The 19872-nt window shown below is 53.6% G+C and carries 18 protein-coding genes, 2 pseudogenes and 1 CRISPR repeat array; of the genes and pseudogenes, 6 read left to right on the plus strand and 14 right to left on the minus strand.

What is annotated here, in order from left to right:
- Positions 1-26: 26 nt before the first annotated feature.
- The 4 genes from IQ241_RS08920 to IQ241_RS08935 form a co-directional block, all read right to left on the minus strand.
- On the minus strand, positions 27-998 hold the full coding sequence (locus tag IQ241_RS08920; RefSeq protein ID WP_193906150.1) for an ABC transporter ATP-binding protein: 972 nt from the start codon (positions 996-998) through the stop codon (positions 27-29).
- Positions 999-1000: 2 nt separating this feature from the next.
- Complete coding sequence (locus IQ241_RS08925) at positions 1001-1846, minus strand: ABC transporter permease (RefSeq protein WP_193906152.1); 846 nt, start codon at positions 1844-1846, stop codon at positions 1001-1003.
- Positions 1843-2871, minus strand: coding sequence for an ABC transporter permease (locus IQ241_RS08930; protein ID WP_193906154.1), 1029 nt, complete (start codon positions 2869-2871; stop codon positions 1843-1845). Before IQ241_RS08930 ends, IQ241_RS08925 begins: the two co-directional genes overlap by 4 nt.
- Before the next feature lie 98 nt (positions 2872-2969).
- The gene (locus tag IQ241_RS08935) at positions 2970-4664 is read right to left on the minus strand and encodes an ABC transporter substrate-binding protein (protein ID WP_193906156.1); all 1695 of its coding nucleotides are present in this window, start codon (positions 4662-4664) and stop codon (positions 2970-2972) included.
- Between the two features lie 234 nt (positions 4665-4898).
- On the opposite strand from IQ241_RS08935, the gene cas6 reads away from it, so the two are divergent.
- Positions 4899-6032 (plus strand): CRISPR-associated endoribonuclease Cas6, encoded by a 1134-nt coding sequence (gene cas6 / locus IQ241_RS08940; protein WP_193906158.1) that lies wholly within the window; start codon positions 4899-4901, stop codon positions 6030-6032.
- A gap of 172 nt (positions 6033-6204) precedes the next feature.
- The gene (gene katG / locus IQ241_RS08945; protein WP_193906160.1) at positions 6205-8493 is read left to right on the plus strand and encodes a catalase/peroxidase HPI; all 2289 of its coding nucleotides are present in this window, start codon (positions 6205-6207) and stop codon (positions 8491-8493) included.
- Positions 8494-8797: 304 nt separating this feature from the next.
- Here the strand turns inward: katG and IQ241_RS08950 are convergent, their stop codons facing one another.
- Both IQ241_RS08950 and IQ241_RS08955 read right to left on the minus strand, forming a co-directional pair.
- Positions 8798-9322, minus strand: coding sequence for an endonuclease domain-containing protein (locus IQ241_RS08950; protein WP_228021517.1), 525 nt, complete (start codon positions 9320-9322; stop codon positions 8798-8800).
- 39 nt (positions 9323-9361) lie between these two features.
- On the minus strand, positions 9362-10330 hold the full coding sequence (locus IQ241_RS08955; RefSeq protein ID WP_193906162.1) for a Fic family protein: 969 nt from the start codon (positions 10328-10330) through the stop codon (positions 9362-9364).
- 334 nt (positions 10331-10664) lie between these two features.
- Here IQ241_RS08955 and IQ241_RS08960 point away from each other — a divergent pair, with 334 nt between their 5' ends.
- From IQ241_RS08960 to IQ241_RS08975, 4 genes and pseudogenes are all read left to right on the plus strand, one after another.
- On the plus strand, positions 10665-11312 hold the full coding sequence (locus tag IQ241_RS08960; protein ID WP_193906164.1) for a Uma2 family endonuclease: 648 nt from the start codon (positions 10665-10667) through the stop codon (positions 11310-11312).
- A gap of 3 nt (positions 11313-11315) precedes the next feature.
- On the plus strand, positions 11316-11963 hold the full coding sequence (locus IQ241_RS08965; RefSeq protein WP_193906166.1) for a Uma2 family endonuclease: 648 nt from the start codon (positions 11316-11318) through the stop codon (positions 11961-11963).
- 80 nt (positions 11964-12043) lie between these two features.
- A pseudogene (locus tag IQ241_RS08970) lies at positions 12044-12777 on the plus strand (DUF4058 family protein).
- Positions 12778-13012: 235 nt separating this feature from the next.
- Positions 13013-13435: pseudogene (locus IQ241_RS08975) on the plus strand (glyoxalase-like domain protein); the annotation flags it as partial.
- Between the two features lie 19 nt (positions 13436-13454).
- On the opposite strand, the gene IQ241_RS08980 reads toward IQ241_RS08975, so the two are convergent.
- From IQ241_RS08980 to IQ241_RS09010, 8 genes are all read right to left on the minus strand, one after another.
- Entirely contained in the window at positions 13455-13766 is a 312-nt protein-coding gene (locus IQ241_RS08980; RefSeq protein WP_193906168.1) for a DUF4282 domain-containing protein, read from the minus strand.
- A 230-nt stretch (positions 13767-13996) separates the two neighbouring features.
- Positions 13997-15301: direct repeats of the CRISPR family, unit length 35 nt; unit sequence GTTTCCGTCCCCTTGCGGGGAATTTGAGCTGAAAG.
- Between the two features lie 247 nt (positions 15302-15548).
- A complete protein-coding gene (cas2, locus tag IQ241_RS08985; RefSeq protein ID WP_193906170.1) occupies positions 15549-15824 on the minus strand; it encodes a CRISPR-associated endonuclease Cas2 in 276 nt (91 codons plus the stop codon).
- Positions 15824-16021, minus strand: coding sequence for a hypothetical protein (locus tag IQ241_RS08990; protein ID WP_193906188.1), 198 nt, complete (start codon positions 16019-16021; stop codon positions 15824-15826). Before IQ241_RS08990 ends, cas2 begins: the two co-directional genes overlap by 1 nt.
- Before the next feature lie 217 nt (positions 16022-16238).
- A complete protein-coding gene (locus IQ241_RS25950) occupies positions 16239-16361 on the minus strand; it encodes a hypothetical protein (RefSeq protein WP_265579882.1) in 123 nt (40 codons plus the stop codon).
- Between the two features lie 48 nt (positions 16362-16409).
- Positions 16410-17288: a hypothetical protein gene (locus IQ241_RS08995; protein ID WP_193906190.1), complete on the minus strand. Its 879-nt coding sequence runs from the start codon at positions 17286-17288 to the stop codon at positions 16410-16412.
- 23 nt (positions 17289-17311) lie between these two features.
- The gene (locus IQ241_RS09000) at positions 17312-17974 is read right to left on the minus strand and encodes a hypothetical protein (protein WP_193906192.1); all 663 of its coding nucleotides are present in this window, start codon (positions 17972-17974) and stop codon (positions 17312-17314) included.
- Positions 17974-19122 (minus strand): RAMP superfamily CRISPR-associated protein, encoded by a 1149-nt coding sequence (locus tag IQ241_RS09005; protein WP_193906194.1) that lies wholly within the window; start codon positions 19120-19122, stop codon positions 17974-17976. Before IQ241_RS09005 ends, IQ241_RS09000 begins: the two co-directional genes overlap by 1 nt.
- 5 nt (positions 19123-19127) lie before the next feature.
- Complete coding sequence (locus IQ241_RS09010) at positions 19128-19556, minus strand: hypothetical protein (RefSeq protein WP_193906196.1); 429 nt, start codon at positions 19554-19556, stop codon at positions 19128-19130.
- Positions 19557-19872 lie beyond the last annotated feature (316 nt).

Genomic DNA, 19872 nt, shown 5'->3' on the forward strand with positions numbered 1-19872 from the left:
GGTGATCGGGTGATCGGGTGATGGCGTCAAAGCGGCTTCCAGCAGGCGACCTGATGCTGAGGAGAGAGAAACTCTCGGGATAGCGGGGTCTGATTGCAAACGCTAGGCTCGAAGTAGTCACAGCGGTAGCTGAAGCGGCAGGGCGGGAGATCGGCGGCTTTCAGGTCGGGCAAATTGCCGCCGATGGGGATGAGTTCGGCAAAGGACTTATGGGGTTCTGGGGTAGCGGCGATTAGCTTGGCGGTGTAGGGATGGCGGGGGTGGGTGAACAGGCTGCGGGTGGGGGCCGATTCGACCACGTGACCGGCGTGCATGACAACAATGCGATCGCAGTATTCCGCCGCCAGCGCCAAATCATGGGTAATCAATATTGTGGCCATCTGCCGCTGTTCCGCCAGGTCTTTAATCAGGTTCATCACGGTGGCCTGAGTCGTGACATCGAGCCCCGTCGTGGGCTCATCGGCAATTAGCAGGTGGGGCGAGCAGGCCAGGGCCAGGGCAATCATAATCCGCTGGCAGAGGCCGCCTGACAGTTCGTAGGGGTAGGCGTCAAAGCGTTTGTCCGGGTCGGGAATGCGGACGCTGGCCAGCATATCCAGGGCTTTGGAACGCAGGTCTGCTTCCGGTAAATCCGTATGGCAGCGCAGCACGTCGGCGATTTGCCTGCCTACCCTACGAATGGGGTTCAGCGCCGTGCGCGGATTTTGAAAAATCATCGACAGCTCTTTGCCCCGCAGCTGCCGCAGGGAAGATTCGGGCTCTTTGAGCAAATCGACGGCTACGGAATCGGTTTGGAACAGCGCCCGCCCGGCAGTCACCTGCCCCGCCCGGTCTAGCACGCCCAGCAGGGTAAAGGCCATTACCGACTTGCCAGAGCCGCTTTCGCCGACAATCCCCACCGTCTCACCGGGCTGAATGGTGAAGCCTACAGCCTCCAGCGCCTTGACGACACCAGAGCGAGTGCGAAATTCAACCGACAGGTTCTCCACTGCCAGCATGGTCAGGTCCTCATCCGGGGGTCGATTAGGTCTCGCAGGCCGTCGCCCAGCAGGTTAAAGCAAAAGACCGCCAGCATCAGCACCGCTCCCGGAAACAGGGCCAGCCACCATTCCCCGGAGACAATGTAGGTCGCCCCTTCCGCCACCATAATCCCCCATTCCGCCGTGGGCGGCTGCACCCCCAGGCCGATAAACGACAGCCCGGCGGCGTTCAGGATGGCCCAGCCCATGTTCAATGACAGATGCACCATCATCACCGGCAGCACGTTGGGAAACAGATGCCGGGCCATAATTCGCCAGTCGCCGTTGCCAGTGAGGCGAGCCGCTTCGACAAATCCGGCTTCGCGCCGCACCAGCACCTCGGAGCGAATCACCCGGGTGTAGAGCGGCAGGTTGATGATGGCGGTAGCGTAGATAATATTTTCAATCGAGTTGCCCAGCGCCGCCACCAGCCCCATCGCCAGCACAAACAGCGGAAACGCCATCAGGGTATCGATGCAGCGAGAAACAATCCGGTCGGTCCAGCCGCCGAAGTAGCCCGCACAGGTACCTAAAATGCTGCCGATCACAAATGACATCGCTACGGCTAAGACGGCGATGCCTAGGTCTAGCCGGGTGGCGACGATTACCCGGCTGAGGACGTCTCGGCCCAGCTGATCGGTGCCGAACCAGTGGAGCGCTGTGGGGGGCTGAAGGGCGATCGCGGAATTGCTCGCCAGCGGATCGTAGGGCGCGATCGCGTTCCCCAATACCGCAATCAGCACGAACCCAAAAAACAGGCTAAAGGCCCCAAAGGTAATCCCGTTTTGGCTGATGATGTAGCGGGTATGCTTGAGCGTGGTGGTCATGACTCTACTCCGGCTCTGGGATCAATCACGACATAGAGCAAATCGATTAACAGATTCAACACCACATACAGGAGCGCCATGGTGAGGATGAATCCCTGAATTGGAGCATAGTCTGAGGCCACCAGCGCTTCCACGGCATAGGAGCCAATGCCGGGCCAGGCAAAGACTTTCTCCACCAGAATGTTGGCCCCCAGTAAGAACGAAAACACCACGCCCAGCGTCGTCACTACCGGCAGCATGGCATTGCGAAAGGCATAGCCAAACAGCACCTGCCGGGGCGGCAGCCCGCTGGCTCGGGCCGTGCGGATGAAGTCGCTGGACAGCATTCCTAGCATGGAAGCTCGGGTCACTCTGGCCAGCGGCGCTAGGGCGAACAGGCCCAGGGTGACCGCAGGCAGAAACAGCTGAGCAGCGGCGGCCCAAAACAGCCCTAAGTCGCCAATCAGCAAACTGTCAATCAAATAAAACCCGGTGATCTGGGGCGGCGGGCTGTTGAGAATGTCTAGCCGTCCCAGCGGGGCGGGCACGATTCCCCAGAGATAGTAGAGAACGTAGATTAAGAACAGTCCGGTGAAGAAGGTCGGCAGAGAAACCCCAGCGGTAGCCAGCAGCCGGACGCCGTGGTCGATCCAGGAGTTGGGTCGGGTGGCGGCCAGGATGCCCAAGGGGAGGGCAAGCGCGATCGCGAATACCAGCGCCGCCAGCGTCAGCTCCAAGGAGGCTGGTAGCCGGGTGAGCAGGTCATAGAGCACCGTCTGCCCAGTGGTTAACGATACGCCCAAATCTCCCCGAAACAGCTCGCCAATGTAAATCAAGAACTGTTCTGGCAAACTCTTATCCAATCCCAGGTTTTGCCGAATTTCCTCAATCGCCTCGGCTGTCGCCGCTGGCCCAGCAAAAAACGCCGCCGGGTCACCAGGCAGCGATCGCGTCAGCAAAAAGGTGACAATCACCACCCCAATCACGCTGGGAATCGCACCTAAAATTCGGCGTCCTACAATTTTCCCGGTTGAATATCTAGCCATAAAACAAACACTCGCAGTCTTGTATGCGGTTTGCCCTCATCCCCCAACCCCTTCTCCGAGAGAGGGAGCTAGAGATCAAAGTCCTTGCCTACTTTTAACTAAGCTTTTTCTAGCTGGCGGAAATCGAGCTGGCGGTGGAACCAATATTGATAGCCGCTAACGTTGTTCTGCATCGCTACTGAAAGCTTCGGCTGCACCAGCGGCACCCGGGGCATTTCTTCCCAGGCCATCTCGATAAAGCCCTCGACATTCTCTGCATATTCCGGCTCACCGGGCTTAGAAGCCAGAGCCGCCTCGATCATCTTGTCCATCTCTGGGTTCTGGTAAGAGCTGCCGTTAAAGGTGGCATCCTGACCGTGGTAGGCGTAGAAGAAGAAATAGTCGGGATAGTTCAGCCAGCCGCCAAAGTTGTTCACGATCATCGGGCGGCTCTTCTCCACCAGCACCGAGCGGAAGTTGGCGTTAGGCACCTTTTCAATCCCGACCTTGATCCCCAGCTCCGCCAGAGATTCCTGAATCAGTACCACCGTCGGTTCCGCCCATTCCTGATTGCCCAGGTCAAAGGCCAGGCTGGTCTCAAAGCCGTTGGGATAGGCCGACTCTGCTATCAGCTTTTTGGCCTGCTCCATATCGGTTTTGTAAGGTGTCGGCTGGGGCCAGGTGGTTGAATCGGGGTCAAAGGTACCCTCACCGTACATTGGCACCGCCTGGTCGTAGAGCGCCGTCTGCATGATGGCGTCGTAGGGCATGGCATAGGCCACCGCCTGGCGCACCTTCACATCGGCAAAGGGATTTTCAGCCCCTTTCAGCTGTGCATTTGTATGCATATCGATGGAATAGAGGCAGTTCTCAATCGGCGTAGAGGCCATGGTGAACTCACCCATCGCTGCAATTTCTTTCTGGTCTTTTTCGGTCAGGTCGTAGTTGACGTCGATATCGCCCTTCTCTAATAGCGCCCGGCGGTTGCCCGCCTCCGGCACATTCAGCACGATCACCTCCTGAATCTGGGGCAGCGGGCCAGACTTCCAGTCTTCAAAACGGGTCAGCGTAATCCGCTCGTTGGGCTTGAACTCGCCCAGCTGGTAGGCACCCCCGCCAGCATCGTTCACGTTCAGCCACTCTGCCCCCCACGGATCGGCGTCGGTCAGATGCGGCTTCACCAGCTCTGAGTTGATGATTACTGGAATCGGCACCGCCATGTCGATCATCGTCAGCTTATCGGGCCGCAGAAACTTTACCCGGAAGGTGTGGTCGTCTACGACTTCAAACTGGTCTGGATTTTCTAAAGCGCCAGCCTTCATCTGGAAGGTAGGAAAGCCGCCAATCGATACCGCCCGGTCATAGGACCATTTCACATCCTGAGCGGTTACCGGAGCACCGTCGTGAAAGGTGGCGTCCTGCCGCAGCTTAAAGGTCACTGACATGCCGTCTTCCGCCATTTCCCAACTTTCCGCCAGCTCCGGCTCTAGCTGGGTGTAGTCGTAGGAGAGCGTCCCATCCGGCAGCTCTTTCTGGCCAAAGGTCATCAGCCGGTCATACATCACCCAGGAAATGCCGTAGGCGGGACGATTCGTTCCCACCCGGTGGAGGTCTAAGCTATTAGGAAAGCCGCCCCCCTGCACCATTGTCAGCCTGGCATCGGTGGGTTTAGCCCCAGAAGAACCATCCGAGGAACTGTCGGAAGCCGCGTCGGTTGATGGCGATTCGGCAGAGCTACAGGCTTTAAGTCCATTGGCCAGGGTAATCCCAGCGGCAAGGCCCACACTGGTTTTGATCAGGCTTCGGCGTCTCATGGCGGTTCAAGGGGTTAGTTTAGAGGGCTAGACTGAAAATAGTAAAACTCGCTACTTTTGAGTTTAAAAGTTATATCCCTGGCTTAAAAGCTTAGGAGAAACTTATCTTCAGCACCCGCAATGTTTAGGGAATAAATCGAGAAGAAATCGGAAAGATTTAGCCTTTTTGAGATATTAGGTTTGAACCCCTGACGGGATAAAATGGGCGGTATGACGTTCTAGCAAAGGGAAGCAATGGCGCGATCGCGAAAAGCGGCCCCGGCTTTGGACCTCTCTGCTCGGTCATTTTGGCCTAAGTCAACGGAGCTGGTCAGCCTTGAGTTTACCGTGACGCCACCGACTGACTGCAATCTGTATCCCCAGTACACTACTGGCCTGCACGCCTGGTTTCTCGACCAGATTCGCCAGCTGGATGCCGACCTCTCGGCCTATCTACACGATGGCGAGTCTGAGAAGCCCTTCAGTCTGTCGGGGCTAAGCGGCCAGTTTGTCAGCCACAGCCAGTCGCTTCAGCTGCTGGCCAGTCAGCCTTATCAATGGCGGGTCAGCGGGTTTTCTCAGCCGACGGTCGCGGGGCTGGCCCACTGGCTGCGGCAGCTGCCGGACGAAATTGGTCTGAAAAATGCACCTTTGCAGATTGACTCGGTGCAGCTGGCGGCGCCGCCGATGACCTATGCCAAGCTGCTGCGGCAGGGCAAGCAAACCTCGGGCAGCGTTAGCCTCAGCTTTACCAGCCCCACCAGCTTTCGGCGCAAAGGGCACCATCTGCCGCTGCCCTGGCCAACAAATGTGTTTCACAGCTACCTCAGGCGCTGGAATCACTTTGCCAGTAAGCCCGCCGACCCGGACGCATTTCTAGATTGGGTCGATGACTATGTGATTATTCAGCGTCACCAAATGGAATCGGTGAAGGTGGCCGCAGGCAAACGGGGCTCGGTGACGGGCTTTACCGGAGCCGTCACCTACGGGCTCGACCGCCGCGCGGCGGACCCGCCAGAGTTCCAAACCCTATTCTACGCGCTAACTCAGCTCGCCCCTTACTGTGGCACGGGTCACAAAACCACCTTTGGCCTGGGTGAAACGCAGCTAGGCTGGCAGTCGGATCAGGCTGCGCCGGAGGTACCTTCGATGCAGCAGGTGCTGGCAGAGCGGATTGACGAGCTTACGGCGCTGTTTACAGCCCAGCGCCAGCGGCAGGGCGGCAGGCGAGCCCAGGATACGGCTGAGAAATGGGCGACAATTTTGGCTCGACGAGAGCAGGGCGACTCGCTGCAGGAGATTGCTGAACAGATGCAGCTGCCCTACGAGACAGCCAAAACCTACTCTAAGCTAGCCCGGCGAGCAGCGCAGGAAAGCCATAGTCCTTAACGAACAACTTTGCTACGATCGACTTGGCCTACGGCTTTGCGATCCCAGTGCTTACCTGTGCGTTTGCTCAGCCGCCTTAGGCTAGCCGGTGGGCTAAAGCCGTTCAAAACGCTGCAAATAGCGTCGCTCATCGCAACTTGAGAACGAAACCGATTAGAAAGGATCAGACCCAATGGTTAGCAACCCTACACAATCTGCCCCTGCCCAATGCCCCTTCCGGGGAACCCGCGTAGGTGGCGCCCTCGGCTCCAAACCGCAAACCGATGACTGGTGGCCAAACCGGCTTCAGGTCGAGCTGCTTCACCAAAATTCGCCCCAGGCCAATCCGCTACAGGATGTCGATTACAAAGCAGCCTTTGAGCAGATCGACTACGAGCAGCTCAAGCGCGATATCAAGGCGCTGCTGACGGATTCGCAGGACTGGTGGCCAGCCGACTATGACAACTACGGGCCGCAGATGATTCGCATGGCGTGGCACTCCGCCGGCACCTACCGGATTGCCGACGGTCGCGGCGGCGCGAGCCGTGGCATGCAGCGCTTTGCCCCGATCAACTCCTGGTGGGATAACGGCAATACGGATAAGTCACGGCGGCTGCTCTGGCCGATCAAGAAGAAATACGGCGCGGCTCTCAGCTGGGCCGATCTGATGATCCTGGTCGGCAACTGCGCGCTGGAGATCATGGGCTTCAAAACGTTTGGCTATGGCGGCGGTCGCATTGATGCCTGGGAAGCCGACCGTGCCACCTACTGGGGTCCCGAGTTCTGGAACGGCCAGTCGTTTGGAGAAAATGGCAAGCAGCACGCCGGCCATCCGGATGAGATGGTGACCCGCAATATTCGCTGGGTCGGCCAGCCGGATGAGGAATATTATGACCTTGAGAACCCGCTGGCGGCGACGCACCAGGCGCTAATCTACGTCAATCCCGAGGGGCCGAACGGCGAAGGTGACCCTGCTGGCTCAGCCCGAGACATCCGTGAATCGTTTGCGCGGATGGCGATGAATGACGAAGAAACGGTGGCGCTGATTGCGGGCGGTCATGCCTTCGGCAAAAGTCACGGCATGGTCTCGTCGGACAAGATCGGCCCAGCCCCGGAAGCCGCACCGATCCAGGCGATGGGCATGGGGTGGCAGAATCCCGAAGGGACCGGATTTGCCGAGTATACAATGACAAACGGGATCGAAGGCTCCTGGACGCCAAACCCAACCCAGTGGGACAACAGCTACCTAGAAAATCTGTTTAAGTACGAGTGGGAGCAGACCAGTAGCCCTGCCGGTGCGATTCAGTGGAAGCCGAGTAATCCTAATGCGCCGAAGACGCCAGACGCCCACCGTCAGGGTGTTGATCACAGTTTAATGATGATGACCTCGGACATTGCATTAAAGGTCGATCCGGCCTATCGCGAGGTCTGCCAGCGCTTTTTGGAAGACTTTGACTACTTTAGCGATGCCTTCGCGCGGGCCTGGTATAAGCTGACCCATCGGGACCTAGGACCGAAAACGCGCTATCTCGGCCCGGAGGTTGCCGAGGAAGATCTGCCCTGGCAGGATCCAATTCCGGCGCTCGACCACGATGTTGTTGATGCTGCCGATATTGACTCTCTCAAGAACAAAATTCTGGCGAGTGGGCTCTCCGTCTCGGCGCTGGTGTCAGCCGCTTGGGCTTCAGTGTCCAACTACCGCGACTCCGACAAGCGCGGCGGCGCGAACGGCGCCCGCGTTCGCCTAGAACCCCAAAAGGATTGGGAGGTGAACCGCCCGCAGGAACTCGGTCAGGTGCTATCGACCCTGGAGCAAATTCAATCAGAATTTAGCGGCACTCAGTCGGGTAGCAAAAAGATCTCGATGGCGGACCTGATTGTCCTTGGCGGCTGCGCTGCGGTCGAGAAGGCGGCGCAGGATGCTGGGATTTCCATTGCGGTCCCGTTCACCCCAGGTCGGATGGATACGACTCAGGAGCTAACCGATGTCGAAAGCTTCGAATGGCTGAAGCCGGTCTCGGACGGTTTCCGTAACTACCATAACGATGCCGTCGGCTATGAGGTGAAGCCGGAGCGTATCTTCCTGGATCGCGCCCAGCTGCTGACGCTAACCGCGCCCGAGTGGACGGTTCTGGTCGGCGGACTGCGCGCCCTCGACCAGAACTGGGACGATTCGCAGTACGGCCTCTTTACCGATCGGCCCGGTGTCCTGACTAATGACTTCTTCAGCGTCCTGACGAGCATGGACTATGAGTGGAAGCCGGTAGACGATCGCGAGATGATCTTCAACATTGACGATCGCAAAACCGGCGAAACCAGGTTCACGGCAACCCGCTGCGATCTCATCTTCGGTTCAAATGCGGAGCTGCGTCAGGTGGCCGAGGTCTACGGCGCTGATGACGGTCATGAGCGTATGGTTAAGGACTTCGTCGCCGCCTGGAACAAGGTGATGATGCTCGATCGCTTCGACGTTCAGGGGTAATTTTCAGGATCGAGAATTAAATAACTTGACCATTTGTGCATGTCTCGCGGCCCTCACCCCGGCCCTCACCCCGGGGGAGAGGGAGCTAGATCCGGCCCCCTCTCCCCCGGGAGAAGGGTTGGGGATGAGGGCTCGGGAGTTGTGCATCTTATTAAATCCTTGATCCTTAATAGTGGTGTCGGACCAGCCTGCCAATGGTAGGCTGGTTTGGCTAAATCTGATCTGCTGGAGGCAGCCCTGCCTCCAGCAGGTTTATGGCAGGTTTATGAAAGAGTATCCTAGTTTTGCAAATTGCTGCAGGCCCTCACCCTAAATCCCTCTCCCCGAGGGAGAGGGACTTTGAGACCTGCCCTAATATCTCTGTTAGAACAGATTCCAGGTGGTTTTGCACCCCTTCGTTTGTAAATCGTAAAACTCGCAAACCACAGGCCTGCATCCAGGCATCTCGTTCGGTATCTTGCTTAATTCTGCTCTGGTGAATACTGCCGTCCAGTTCAATGACAAGCCGAGCTTCATGGCAGTAGAAATCAGCAATGAACTGTCCAATGTTGTGCTGACGACGAAATTTGGCACCGTTGAGGCGACGGGCTCGCAAGCATTCCCAAAGCATCTGCTCTGAGCAGGTTTGCTGCTGTCTAAGCTGACGCGCACGGATGAGGAGCGCTTCAGGAATTTGGCGATTGCGTCCTGATAGATGAGAGAGATCTGTCATAAATGGAGTTTGCCCATTAAAGCAGGCTTCATAAACTGGACCCTTCTCCCTGGGGAGAAGGGGCTGGGGGATGAGGGCTTTGCTCTCCTCGGAGAGTGGGCGTGCCCGAATCTGCATAATCGGGGCGCACCCAGTTTGTAAACCCCGCTCTCAAACCTAATCTTCTATTAATTTCTCAGCTTCTAAAAAGGCAACAATTTTTCGATAAAAAGGCAGACCCTTTCCTCGGCTGTCCGCAGCTGTGGCGACTACAGACAGGGTTTCAATCAGTGACCCACGAGCAGCTTCGAGGACGAGATCGAGGAGCGATGATAAATCGTTCTCTGAGCGCTGTGCTTTCACTAACGCCCCAATGTAGTCCTGACGCCGCTGATTCGGAATCACAACAATCGGGAAGCTTGCTCTAATCAGCAGCAAATTCATCAGCAATCGTCCCGTTCGTCCATTGCCATCACGAAAGGGATGAATCGAGACAAAGCGATAATGAGCCTCTGCCGCATACTCAATCGGGTGCAGGCTCTCTGGCGCAGCCGCTAACCATTGAACAAACTCAGCCATCAGCTCTGGCAGCTGATAGTGAGGCGGGTAAACATAATTTGTCCCAGCGGCTTTCACGTCGAGCTGCCGATAACGGCCCGCTTCCATCGGTGAGATCTTGCGGATGACTAAGCTATGAATCTGACGTATTTCCCATTCGCCAATGGAAGTCTCCACCTGAGCCAGGGTTTCGATGTAGTCAATCGCCTCTTTGTGCCCAATGACTTCTAAATGCTCTGCCAGAGTTTTGCCACCAATGGTGATGCCCTTCGAAAGCACCAGTTCAGTTTCACTTTGGGTCAGGGTATTGCCTTCGATGGCATTAGAGTTGTAGGTGAAGCGCACGTCGTAACGCTGCTTCAGCTCTGCCAGGACAGCAGGGGACAGAGGCCGAAAGCTATCCAGCCAGCCTTTCATTTGATCGATTTGGGCCAGGTCGGCAGGCATCGTCATCTCAGCAGACAGCATTTGTGCCACTACCGAGTCTATACGCCAGCGGGGATGGGCCTTGAGCTGCCGCAGTAAGGCGTCATAAAGCTCAGCCGCTGAGTCATTCTGGCAAAGTTTCGGTCTAACGGTTGACCCCATTATGCGACTTCTCGATAGCAGAATACTGACATTATAGAAACGCTACTGGAATAGTAGGCCATCGGTATACTTGAACTATCACCTCGGATGCATAACAATGACTCAATCTCCCGATAATCTTACTCCTTAGGTTGAACTGAAACTGTATGAGCCTGGCACGGGGCTGCCAATCGTCAGCGTTTGGGCTCGTGAGTCTGCCGATGTCCGCCGGAGCCTGACTTTCCTGCATCTGCGATCGCACGCAACCCATCAGAGAAACCGTAGGCGAAAAGCAGCTTACAGCGAAGCCTGACGTACAACCTATAATTGAGGCATCGCTTTTTCGCATGACGCTATGGTAACGCTACAGCTCTGTCAGCTCCAGGTTCCTCCCGGTCAGCGTTTACTACTCCACGATGTCAGCTGGGCCGAGTTTGAGGCGATTCTAGAAGAACTTGGAGAGCATCGTACGGCTCGCGTTGCCTATGATTCTGGCATATTAGAAATTATGGCTCCGCTACCTGAGCATGAGTATTTCAAAGAAACTATTGGCGATGCAGTTAAAGACATTGCCGAAACGCTAGAGCAGAATTACGAAAGCTATGGTTCAGCGACCTGGCGACGGCAGGCAAAGCAGGCCGGACTAGAGCCCGATAACTGCTTTTACTTCCAGAACGAAGCCTTGGTTCGCGGCAAGCTGCACGTTGACCTCAGCCAAGACCCACCCCCCGACCTAGCGCTTGAGATTGACGTGACCAGCAAGTCTCTCGATCGCTTTCCTATCTATGCTCGGCTCAGGGTTCCCGAGATTTGGTGCTATGACGATGGAACGCTCAGCATCTATCTACTCCAGCAGGATCGGTATGTGCAAACTGAGCAAAGTCAGGCGTTTCCATCCCTGAGAGTTCAGGAGCTGCCGCAGCTGATTGAGGCTTATCGCGATCGCGGCAGGCTTGCCCTGCGCCGAGCCGTCAGAGCATGGGTCAAGGAGCAAGCAAACTAGCCGATGGTAACCCTACAGCTCCGACAGTTAGAGGTTCCCCCGGGTCGGCGACTGCTGCTCCGCGATGTCAGCTGGGCTGAGTTCGAGGCCATTCTAGAAGAGCTGGGAGAGCATCGCGGCTCCCGAATCGCCTATGACCATAGACTGCTAGAAATTATGGCTCCGCTACCTGAACATGAGTACTTTAAGCAGTCCATTAGCATTGCCATTGAAGACATTGCCGAAGCGCTCAATCAGGACTACGAAAGCTATGGTTCGACGACCTGGCGGCGAAAGGCTGAGCAGGCGGGACTGGAACCGGATAACTGTTTCTACTTCCAAAATGAGGCTCTGGTTCGGGGCAAACTCAATTTTGACCTCGATCGAGATCCGCCCCCAGACCTGGCGCTGGAAATTGACATCACCCGTCAGTCGCTAGATCGCTTTCCTATCTATGCTCGGCTAGGGATTCCCGAGGTCTGGCGTTATGAGGATGGCAGACTCAGTATTTATCTGCTCCAGCAAGACCAGTATGTCCTGACAGAGCAAAGCCAGGTTTTTCCATCCCTGAGCGTGCGGGAGCTGCCGCAGCTGATTGAGGCACATCGCGATCGCGGCAGACTTGCCCTGCGCCGAGCTGTCAGAGCATGGGTCAGGGAGCAAATCAGATAGCGCCTAAGCCCATAAAAACAAGCCCCATCCCAAACAACAAATAAGGAACTTACCTATCCACCCTCTACCCTATCCCCCTAATGGCCTCCCCCTTCCCCGGCATGGATCCCTATCTCGAAAATCCAGCACTGTGGTCATCAGTCCACAGCCGACTGATTGTCACAATTGCGGACGCCCTCGTTGACTATCTCAGCGAAAAATACCGGGTTGAGGTGGAAAAGCGGGTCTATTTCAGCAGTGACAGTGAAAGTGTGCTAGTCGGGATTCCTGATGTGACTGTTTCTGCGGGCCGCTCGGCTACGAGCGACAGCGCTACGGCGACTTTGCCAGCGCAGCCCGAGCAGGTGACGGTACCCTTAGCCGAAGAAGTCACCGAGCGCTATTTGGAAATTCGTGAAGTCGCGACGGGAATGGTAGCAACGGTGATTGAGCTGCTGTCGCCTAAAAATAAACGACCCGGAGAGGGGCGGATTGCCTACCTGCGAAAGCGAAATCGGGTGTTGGCCAGCGCCTCGCACCTGATAGAGATTGACCTGCTGCGGAGCGGACAGCCGCCGCCCATGTCGGGCCAGCAGCCAAGTGACATCGAATTTTGGTCAGCCGAGCCGACCGCCGCCCCACGGCTGACCTCTATGGGTTTGGCCTGCGACAGCCAATTCCCCCGTTTCCTGTACCGCTGATGGCAGAGGAGGCGGAGCCAATTTTGGAGCTTCAGCCGCTGTTGGATAGGGTCTATGAGAAGGGCCGATATCACCTGGCGATTGACTACAGCCCGCCAGCTGTGCCGCCAGTGGCTGAGCAGAATAAGGTTTAGGTCACGCAATTGTCCTGAGGAGAGGCTCCGCTAACGCGCCTGTCCCCACGTTTTTTCAAGTCTGACCTGGCTTACCTGGGGCTGCGAAGGAGTAATCCAGACTGGGTTAGGCGCGATCGCGACCTAGACGATTTGGCCATGCAGTTCAGTCAGGCACCATCAAATAGCAGAAGTCAGGACGAGCGCTTGGTGAAACAAAGTTTCCGTCCCCTTGCGGGGAATTGGAGCTGAAAGTTACACCCTGATGGTTTCAGACCTGGAGATTGCCCGCCAGTTTTATGAAGGAGATCTGCAGCTAACGGTGGCGGAGGTCCCCCTGCACTACTACTACAACTACGAGCAAACCCTGGGCTTGTCAGGGATTGACCCCCTCTACATGTCAGCAGACCTAGGTCGCCCTGCCGCCCAGAGCTTCAATGACGACGGCCTCTGGTATCAGCTCAAAAAAAATATGCAGCTCCATGTGATTACCGGAGCCAATTTGAGTGAGAAAAATCGACAACGCCATGTTTGCTTTGATCGCGACTGTCTCGAACAGGTGCTGATGCGGGCTCAGAACCAGCATGTTAAATATAAAATTCGCCGGGAGAAGCCGTTGAATTTTCTCGTCAAGGATTATCAAGGACGGGTGATCGAAATGTCTGAGATCTCAAACTAAGCAAACCAGCCCCTCCTGGCTAGGAATTTCTTAAGTATTCCGTATTCTCAGCAGTCCGACCGGTATTCTTTGCAGTCCGAAATGCAACCACCAGGGTTTCTAGAATGATCCGGGCCAGAATCACATTAAACAAAAATAGTAGGGGTGCCAAGATTAAGGCCCCTAAACCCTGAGCAATTCCAGCTCTAAAGCCCGCTAGAAGAATACTCAGCGATCCCAGTCCAGCGAAGAAAATAGCCAGTCCATAGAGAAAGCCCACCAGCCTCAGAGCAATAAACTCGGAGAATGAGAAATCAAATAACAGCTGGAAAAAACCTTTAGACCTTGCCATATAGTTTCTCAGGTATCGTCAAGGGTTAAGATAAGCCTAAAGTAGGGGGATTTGCTTAAAATTTTTAGAAAATCGATTTTTTCTTAACCTTATTGTCCAAATCCTCAAGCCATCCTTAGTTGGCTCCCCCAGCAAGAATGAGTAACCCTACCAGGGAGCCGCTGTTCCAGATACTGTGCAGCAACATAGAGGCCAGGAGATTGCGCGATCGCGTATAGACAACCCCCAGAGTTTCCGTCCCCTTGCGGGGAATTTGAGCTGAAAGCTCTTGCAGGAGTCAGCCTCTGGAAAAAAGCCACTCCAAAGTGGTTTCCGTCCCCTTGCGGGGAATTTGAGCTGAAAGGTCCGGGTTCTACTCGGGTGGCTCACTCACCGGAGTGAGTGTTTCCGTCCCCTTGCGGGGAATTTGAGCTGAAAGAATCAATCTTCTCCAGATCCTAGAAGATCAGCTTGGCGCGTTTCCGTCCCCTTGCGGGGAATTTGAGCTGAAAGAAATCGCGACTCTTTCGGATTTCAGAAACCTTCTCCTGTTTCCGTCCCCTTGCGGGGAATTTTAGCTGAAAGATCCAACTCAATGGGTTGGTTACGACCAATCCGACGGGATGGTTTCCGTCCCCTTGCGGGGAATTTGAGCTGAAAGCTCCATGTGGGACCGCGATGCCGGGGTGGAGCTCCACCTGTTTCCGTCCCCTTGCGGGGAATTTGAGCTGAGAGGTTTCAGGAGTTGGTTATTCTAATTTCTGGTCCATCGGGTTTCCGTCCCCTTGCGGGGAATTTGAGCTGAAAGCAATTCTACTAATGCGACGGCTACAATGTCGTTGGATGGAGTTTCCGTCCCCTTGCGGGGAATTTGAGCTGAAAGTCCGTCTTCAACGCAGCTGTGTGCAATGCAGCTGCTGGGGGTTTCCGTCCCCTTGCGGGGAATTTGAGCTGAAAGTTTCCCAGTAACGCGACGATGACTAGTGGGTGGAAGCAGGCTGAAGCCGAGTTAGTTTCCGTCCCCTTGCGGGGAATTTGAGCTGAAAGCTCTTTCGAAAGGATTCGTGTTATGAGTTTTTCTAAGGGTTTCCGTCCCCTTGCGGGGAATTTGAGCTGAAAGAGTGCGAGTGAGGTAGACGCGGCTGGGATTGAGTTTCCGTCCCCTTGCGGGGAATTTGAGCTGAAAGTAACTTCTCAACCTCAGACTTTTCTTCAGAAGCTAAGGGTTTCCGTCCCCTTGCGGGGAATTTGAGCTGAAAGTTAGGTGAACATTCACATCGGGGGGAATACCCCCAAAGGAGGTTTCCGTCCCCTTGCGGGGAATTTGAGCTGAAAGATTTTCCGCCCTCGCTCTCACCGCTTTCGCTTTCGCTTGTTTCCGTCCCCTTGCGGGGAATTTGAGCTGAAAGCGAGGCCTCGCTCACATTCCATTTTGATTGGAATGAGAGTTTCCGTCCCCTTGCGGGGAATTTGAGCTGAAAGGCAATACTCCTGATCATCCTCTCCCTCGTGGGAGGAGGAGTTTCCGTCCCCTTGCGGGGAATTTGAGCTGAAAGCCCTCTCTGAGGAAGCCTTGCCTGGAGCTGATTCTAGCGGGCAAATCTCCAGAGGTCAAGTCTGAGGACGGAATGCTCCACTCAGCCGACCTGATTGGCCTTTTTCAGGCTCTGAAAGCTAGATACAGCAAGGCATCTCCATAGGTCAACGAAACTATGCGGTTTTCAAGGTTCGCAGGGGGTGTGGAGGCGGGCTACCTTCAGGAATAACCTACCTTAGTTCTCAGCCATCTGCGAGCTGACTTAACTAAATGACATACGATTCTGGCGGTGGTTCTGGGGGCGGGCTGCCGATGGTCAGCGCTCTGGCCAGCGCATTCACCGGCACCCAATACAGCCTGACATTATCTTCGTCTGGCTTTACCCGCCGTGCTATCCGCTGATGCAGCGCCTTCATCTCTGCCAGGCTTAAATAGCATTCAAATACGCTTTCCTGCACCCGGCGACCATAGCCTTCCAAAAAAGTCGACAGCTTAGTGCGCCGCCGATCGTCGGCAATATCGTAAACCACTAGCACTAGCATCAGCTCACCTTCCGATAGGCTTCATAGGGCATCTCTCCCATCACCGCCCGCTTGTAGCGCTGTACCTGCAGCTGTAATGCCCGCCGATAGGAAACAGATGCCTGCACATCGGGGTGGGAAATCGTCTGACCAAAAATAATGGGATTCAAGCCCCGCCCTTTTAGGACGGCTTTGCTCAAATTATACATAAAACTCATACAGCCTTTATACGGCAAGGCTTTCAAGGGTTTATAATAGAGTTGCGTCGAGATTCGATAACCAAGAAATCGCCGCTCAGTCGCGGAAGGACATTCTGAGACTTTAAACGGACGTGGAGTAGGCATAAGACCTTTTTGGAGGCAATCTACGCTGAAGCGTCAACCCCATTCAGCGACCATCCCTAATCGGGTGGCGTGGTGAGGAATCCTCGTGCATTTATGCCGAGGAGGATGTCAAGGTTTCTTTATCGACCCCAGCGCAGCCCCGATTCTTCGCTACTTTTTCCCAGGCCAGCTGAAAATTTTCAGGATTCAAAAACTGCAGCAGGCGATCGGTCATGGGGACTGCTGATGGGTGGATATGCTATGTCACGCAGCGGATCTAGCACTACTGAAATCCCTGAGATTTAATCGGCTTTATACTGTAGGACAGGCTTACTTTCTTTAGCTGAGAGCCGATGATCTTGCTATCGGAATCGTATTGGCTCCCCAGATATTCCAAATACCGGTCGGGCGCAGTACAGGCCAGCACCATACCTGCGGTCATCGATTTGGTACCGCCTGTATAGTCAGCAACAATATCAGAGGCTTCCAGACCAATTTGCTTCTCAGCCTCGCTATAGACTTGGTCAACAAGCTGGCGACTGCGGTTCGGGTCATGAATTCGATCGGGCTCCAGCATAATCAGCCGAATGTGTAAGGCTAGATTGGTCTGATCGGCTGGTGGTATGAGCTGGTCAGCGTTCTCATAAATCTTAAAAGGAATCGGTATGCTGGCATATTGCTGCGCTAGCGAGTGCAAGAAGGCTTTCGTCGTTTCTAAGGAATCTGGAGTACAAATCAGCCAACAGTAGCGTAGATTCCCCCGCCCGTCCCACCAGTGATGATTGATCGCAATTTCAGCTGGGGTCTCTCGCCCAGACCTGGGAATGCTTGGGATTGCCACCAAGCCCTTGAAGGTCTCCGTCATTTCCGCAACGTATTTCACCTGAATCTCTTCCCGTCCTAAGAGCCCCCGTATTCGCTCAGAAAAGTCGGTAAAGTAAACGCTGACTAAAATAAATATGCCGATGATGACTAAAATACCAATTTGAAAGGCTATTTTATTCAGCCCAAATTTTGTTTCTATCCAATTTCCTAACGTATCTAGCAGAAGCACCGACATGCCACTACTAATGATACCTAGCCCAAAGATGCCAACGAGCAAAAAGGCTAAAAAGTTTTTACGCGGATCTGCGATCGCTTCCAAAATCGGATTACGCTGCATCGAAAACTATCTCCCCAATTTAGCTAGTCAGCTACTCTATCAAACTTGATATGATTGATGATTTCTTCTTCTGCATTCATATCATTAATTATGACGATGACTGAACCAGTTTCGGGAATATTCTTGAATTTCTTATGTTCTCCTTCTTTAAATAAAATACCATCTACTTCATAGGCAACTTGCGATTTTTTCTTTGTTTTCTTAAGTACATTTACCCTTAACTCTGAGCCAATCTTTAAGTTTTTAGATTCAATAAGACGTTTCATTTTTTCTTGACGCTCCTGCTTAGCCTCAGAGGGGATGTCTTTGGCATTAACTGCCTTCAGCTTGTCCTTAGGAAAACCTTCGTAATACTTTACCAGCCGAGCCGACCAGCCCAATATTTTCAGCATAATCGGCACTTTTTCTGAATAGCCTTTATCTTCAAGATAATCCTTGCAAATGTTTTCAATGCTTTCCAAATAATCCTTAGTCCGATTACTGTGACTGATGGAATCGCCATTGGCAGCTAGCTTTTCAAGATAGTCAAAGAACTTTTTCCCTGCATCCTCGCGATCTTTGTAGGCAAGAAGGTATGCAATTGCTTTTTTGAACTCGTTGATATCAACCCTTTCAATGACAATTTTACGCGCGATCGCATCCGCGATCTGCCACTGCGTCGGGGTTAAGTCATTTGTTACCTGCATCAGTAATTATCCTCCGGTGCAGTTCTCATGGTTGGCCATTTGAGAATATCAGCTAGCGCTTCGAGCTGAGTCTTTTCTACTAAACTTTTGTGAGTTGCGTCTTTATATGCAGCAGCGATAGCCACACTCATAACATCTCGCAAAGAGTCCCCAGTCAGACGACTGGAATCAGCAATATCATATCGAGAATAGCGCTCTTTCAAACTCTCAGGCTGTTCTAGTGCCTCTACCTCAGCAGTCATGCTTCCCAAACCAATAGGTTTACCGCCACCCACTTTGAGAGCAATACAGGGCTTAGGGTTTTGGTCATGAAAATCAGGATTCTGGGCAAAGAGTTTAGAATCTTGGCCAAGGACAATCAGAAGTGTTCCTAGCTGAGCTTGAGATATATTTCTGAATTGTAGTGTAGCTTTAAGAACATATTTTTTTGCGGCTACCTGAGCTTCCACGCCTTTGCCACCTGTTCTTGTTACCTCTTTCGCGTGATAGTAAAATTTTCGGCCTTTAATGTTGCCGTTTTGCTGATAATAATTTTCGCATTCAGGATCTGGCTGATACAGCATAGGTATAAACTTTATAGCATTAGAGTCTTCATGCCCGACTGCATCAGAAAATGAAATCAGCCCTTGCCAACCCATTGCACCGAAAACCTGGCAAGCAGGACAAACCGATTTCTTATTATCCTTAATTTTACATTCTGAGTAGTTACGAGGCGTCTGATCACGATAGGCCTTAGTTTTACACAAACAGCTTCGAGTTACTGCTTCATAAGCTGAGCGAATAGTACCTTTCAAGGAACTGCCTGGGATAACTAGTTTATTACCTTTTTGAATACTAGTTTTGATTAATGAAACTTCGTCAAAATTTTTATCGGAAATATCGCTACTCAGAACAGTGAGTCCAGTTGATACGAAAGTGGATGTCTGTACATTCAAAGTTAGGAATAGCTTGCCGTTGACAGATTTCTTGTCAAATTTGTCGTGTCCAGCTACTTTCCCTATGTCTTTGCCATTGTTTGACAAAGACACAAAATTATAGGGCTTTGAGTTTTCAGATGTAGAATCTTCAGAAGCAGAATTTTCTACTAATTTTGGCTTGCTCTTTTTAACTGGGGGCTTGGGCTTTTGTTTTGGCTTTTTTGGTTCCATCGAGCTTATCTCACGACTAATGCGACAAAATGGACGGTGGCTGTTTGGGGATTTAAGAAATATCGCTGGCCGACATTGATGCCTTGGTCATCGACACCCTGGGGAAATCGAGTCTCCGTTTTGGGATAGAGGTGCGCTTCGCGGTCTTGCGCTGCCCAGGCTGGGCCGACAGGTTTAAAATTGGGCCTGGCTCCGTCTGCGCTTAGCAGCAAAACGCTATAGCCCTTGCCCTGCCGCTTCCAGCGCAGCTCCTTCTGGCTGTCAAACATCTGGCCTTCTGGACTGGGAAAATCGGAGGGCAGCTCTCGACAAAAGCCGCTGACCTGGTGGGGCCACCTGAGGAAAAAGCAGCTGGTGTCGGTTTGCAGCTGATTGATTAGCGACCTAAACTCATCTGCCGAAGCAATGGTTTGAGTCCCAACGAAAGCACTCATGCTGTGACCCCCAAAACTCGACTCCAGGACTTGACCGAGCGGTTAAACAAATCCTTGACATGCTCTTCAGGCCAGGTTAGCTGCACGCCAAAATTAAGGGGCATTTTAACCGCAGCAACAGGGGTTTCCTGGAAGTCTGGCTTAGGAAAGCTGTAGCTAGCCGCTTCGGTATACTCTAGCCGGTTCGGGCTTGAACTAATTCTATAGTCATGGTGAAATTGAGTTAGCCCACCCAAAAGACACCGCGGTCATGATTCAACTAGAGTTCAGCGAAGCCGACATTAGCGCACTTGAATACGAGCGCTATCACCACCCT

Source organism: Vasconcelosia minhoensis LEGE 07310, assembly GCF_015207255.1.
GTDB lineage: Bacteria > Cyanobacteriota > Cyanobacteriia > Phormidesmidales > Phormidesmidaceae > Vasconcelosia > Vasconcelosia minhoensis.

Excerpts from the sequence above, each read along its gene's own strand:
- IQ241_RS08920 (WP_193906150.1), bottom strand. The coding sequence starts at position 998 with ATGCTGGCAGTGGAGAACCTGTCGGTTGAATTTCGCACTCGCTCTGGT.
- IQ241_RS25950 (WP_265579882.1), bottom strand. The coding sequence starts at position 16,361 with ATGACCGATCGCCTGCTGCAGTTTTTGAATCCTGAAAATTTTCAGCTG.
- cas6 (WP_193906158.1), top strand. The coding sequence starts at position 4,899 with ATGGCGCGATCGCGAAAAGCGGCCCCGGCTTTGGACCTCTCTGCTCGG.
- IQ241_RS08965 (WP_193906166.1), top strand. The coding sequence starts at position 11,316 with ATGGTAACCCTACAGCTCCGACAGTTAGAGGTTCCCCCGGGTCGGCGA.
- IQ241_RS08995 (WP_193906190.1), bottom strand. The coding sequence starts at position 17,288 with ATGCAGCGTAATCCGATTTTGGAAGCGATCGCAGATCCGCGTAAAAAC.
- IQ241_RS08930 (WP_193906154.1), bottom strand. The coding sequence starts at position 2,871 with ATGGCTAGATATTCAACCGGGAAAATTGTAGGACGCCGAATTTTAGGT.
- katG (WP_193906160.1), top strand. The coding sequence starts at position 6,205 with ATGGTTAGCAACCCTACACAATCTGCCCCTGCCCAATGCCCCTTCCGG.
- IQ241_RS08925 (WP_193906152.1), bottom strand. The coding sequence starts at position 1,846 with ATGACCACCACGCTCAAGCATACCCGCTACATCATCAGCCAAAACGGG.
- IQ241_RS08990 (WP_193906188.1), bottom strand. The coding sequence starts at position 16,021 with ATGAGTTTTATGTATAATTTGAGCAAAGCCGTCCTAAAAGGGCGGGGC.
- IQ241_RS09005 (WP_193906194.1), bottom strand. The coding sequence starts at position 19,122 with ATGGAACCAAAAAAGCCAAAACAAAAGCCCAAGCCCCCAGTTAAAAAG.
- IQ241_RS09000 (WP_193906192.1), bottom strand. The coding sequence starts at position 17,974 with ATGCAGGTAACAAATGACTTAACCCCGACGCAGTGGCAGATCGCGGAT.
- IQ241_RS08955 (WP_193906162.1), bottom strand. The coding sequence starts at position 10,330 with ATGGGGTCAACCGTTAGACCGAAACTTTGCCAGAATGACTCAGCGGCT.
- IQ241_RS08935 (WP_193906156.1), bottom strand. The coding sequence starts at position 4,664 with ATGAGACGCCGAAGCCTGATCAAAACCAGTGTGGGCCTTGCCGCTGGG.
- IQ241_RS08950 (WP_228021517.1), bottom strand. The coding sequence starts at position 9,322 with ATGCAGATTCGGGCACGCCCACTCTCCGAGGAGAGCAAAGCCCTCATC.
- IQ241_RS09010 (WP_193906196.1), bottom strand. The coding sequence starts at position 19,556 with ATGAGTGCTTTCGTTGGGACTCAAACCATTGCTTCGGCAGATGAGTTT.
- IQ241_RS08960 (WP_193906164.1), top strand. The coding sequence starts at position 10,665 with ATGGTAACGCTACAGCTCTGTCAGCTCCAGGTTCCTCCCGGTCAGCGT.
- IQ241_RS08980 (WP_193906168.1), bottom strand. The coding sequence starts at position 13,766 with ATGGCAAGGTCTAAAGGTTTTTTCCAGCTGTTATTTGATTTCTCATTC.
- cas2 (WP_193906170.1), bottom strand. The coding sequence starts at position 15,824 with ATGCTAGTGCTAGTGGTTTACGATATTGCCGACGATCGGCGGCGCACT.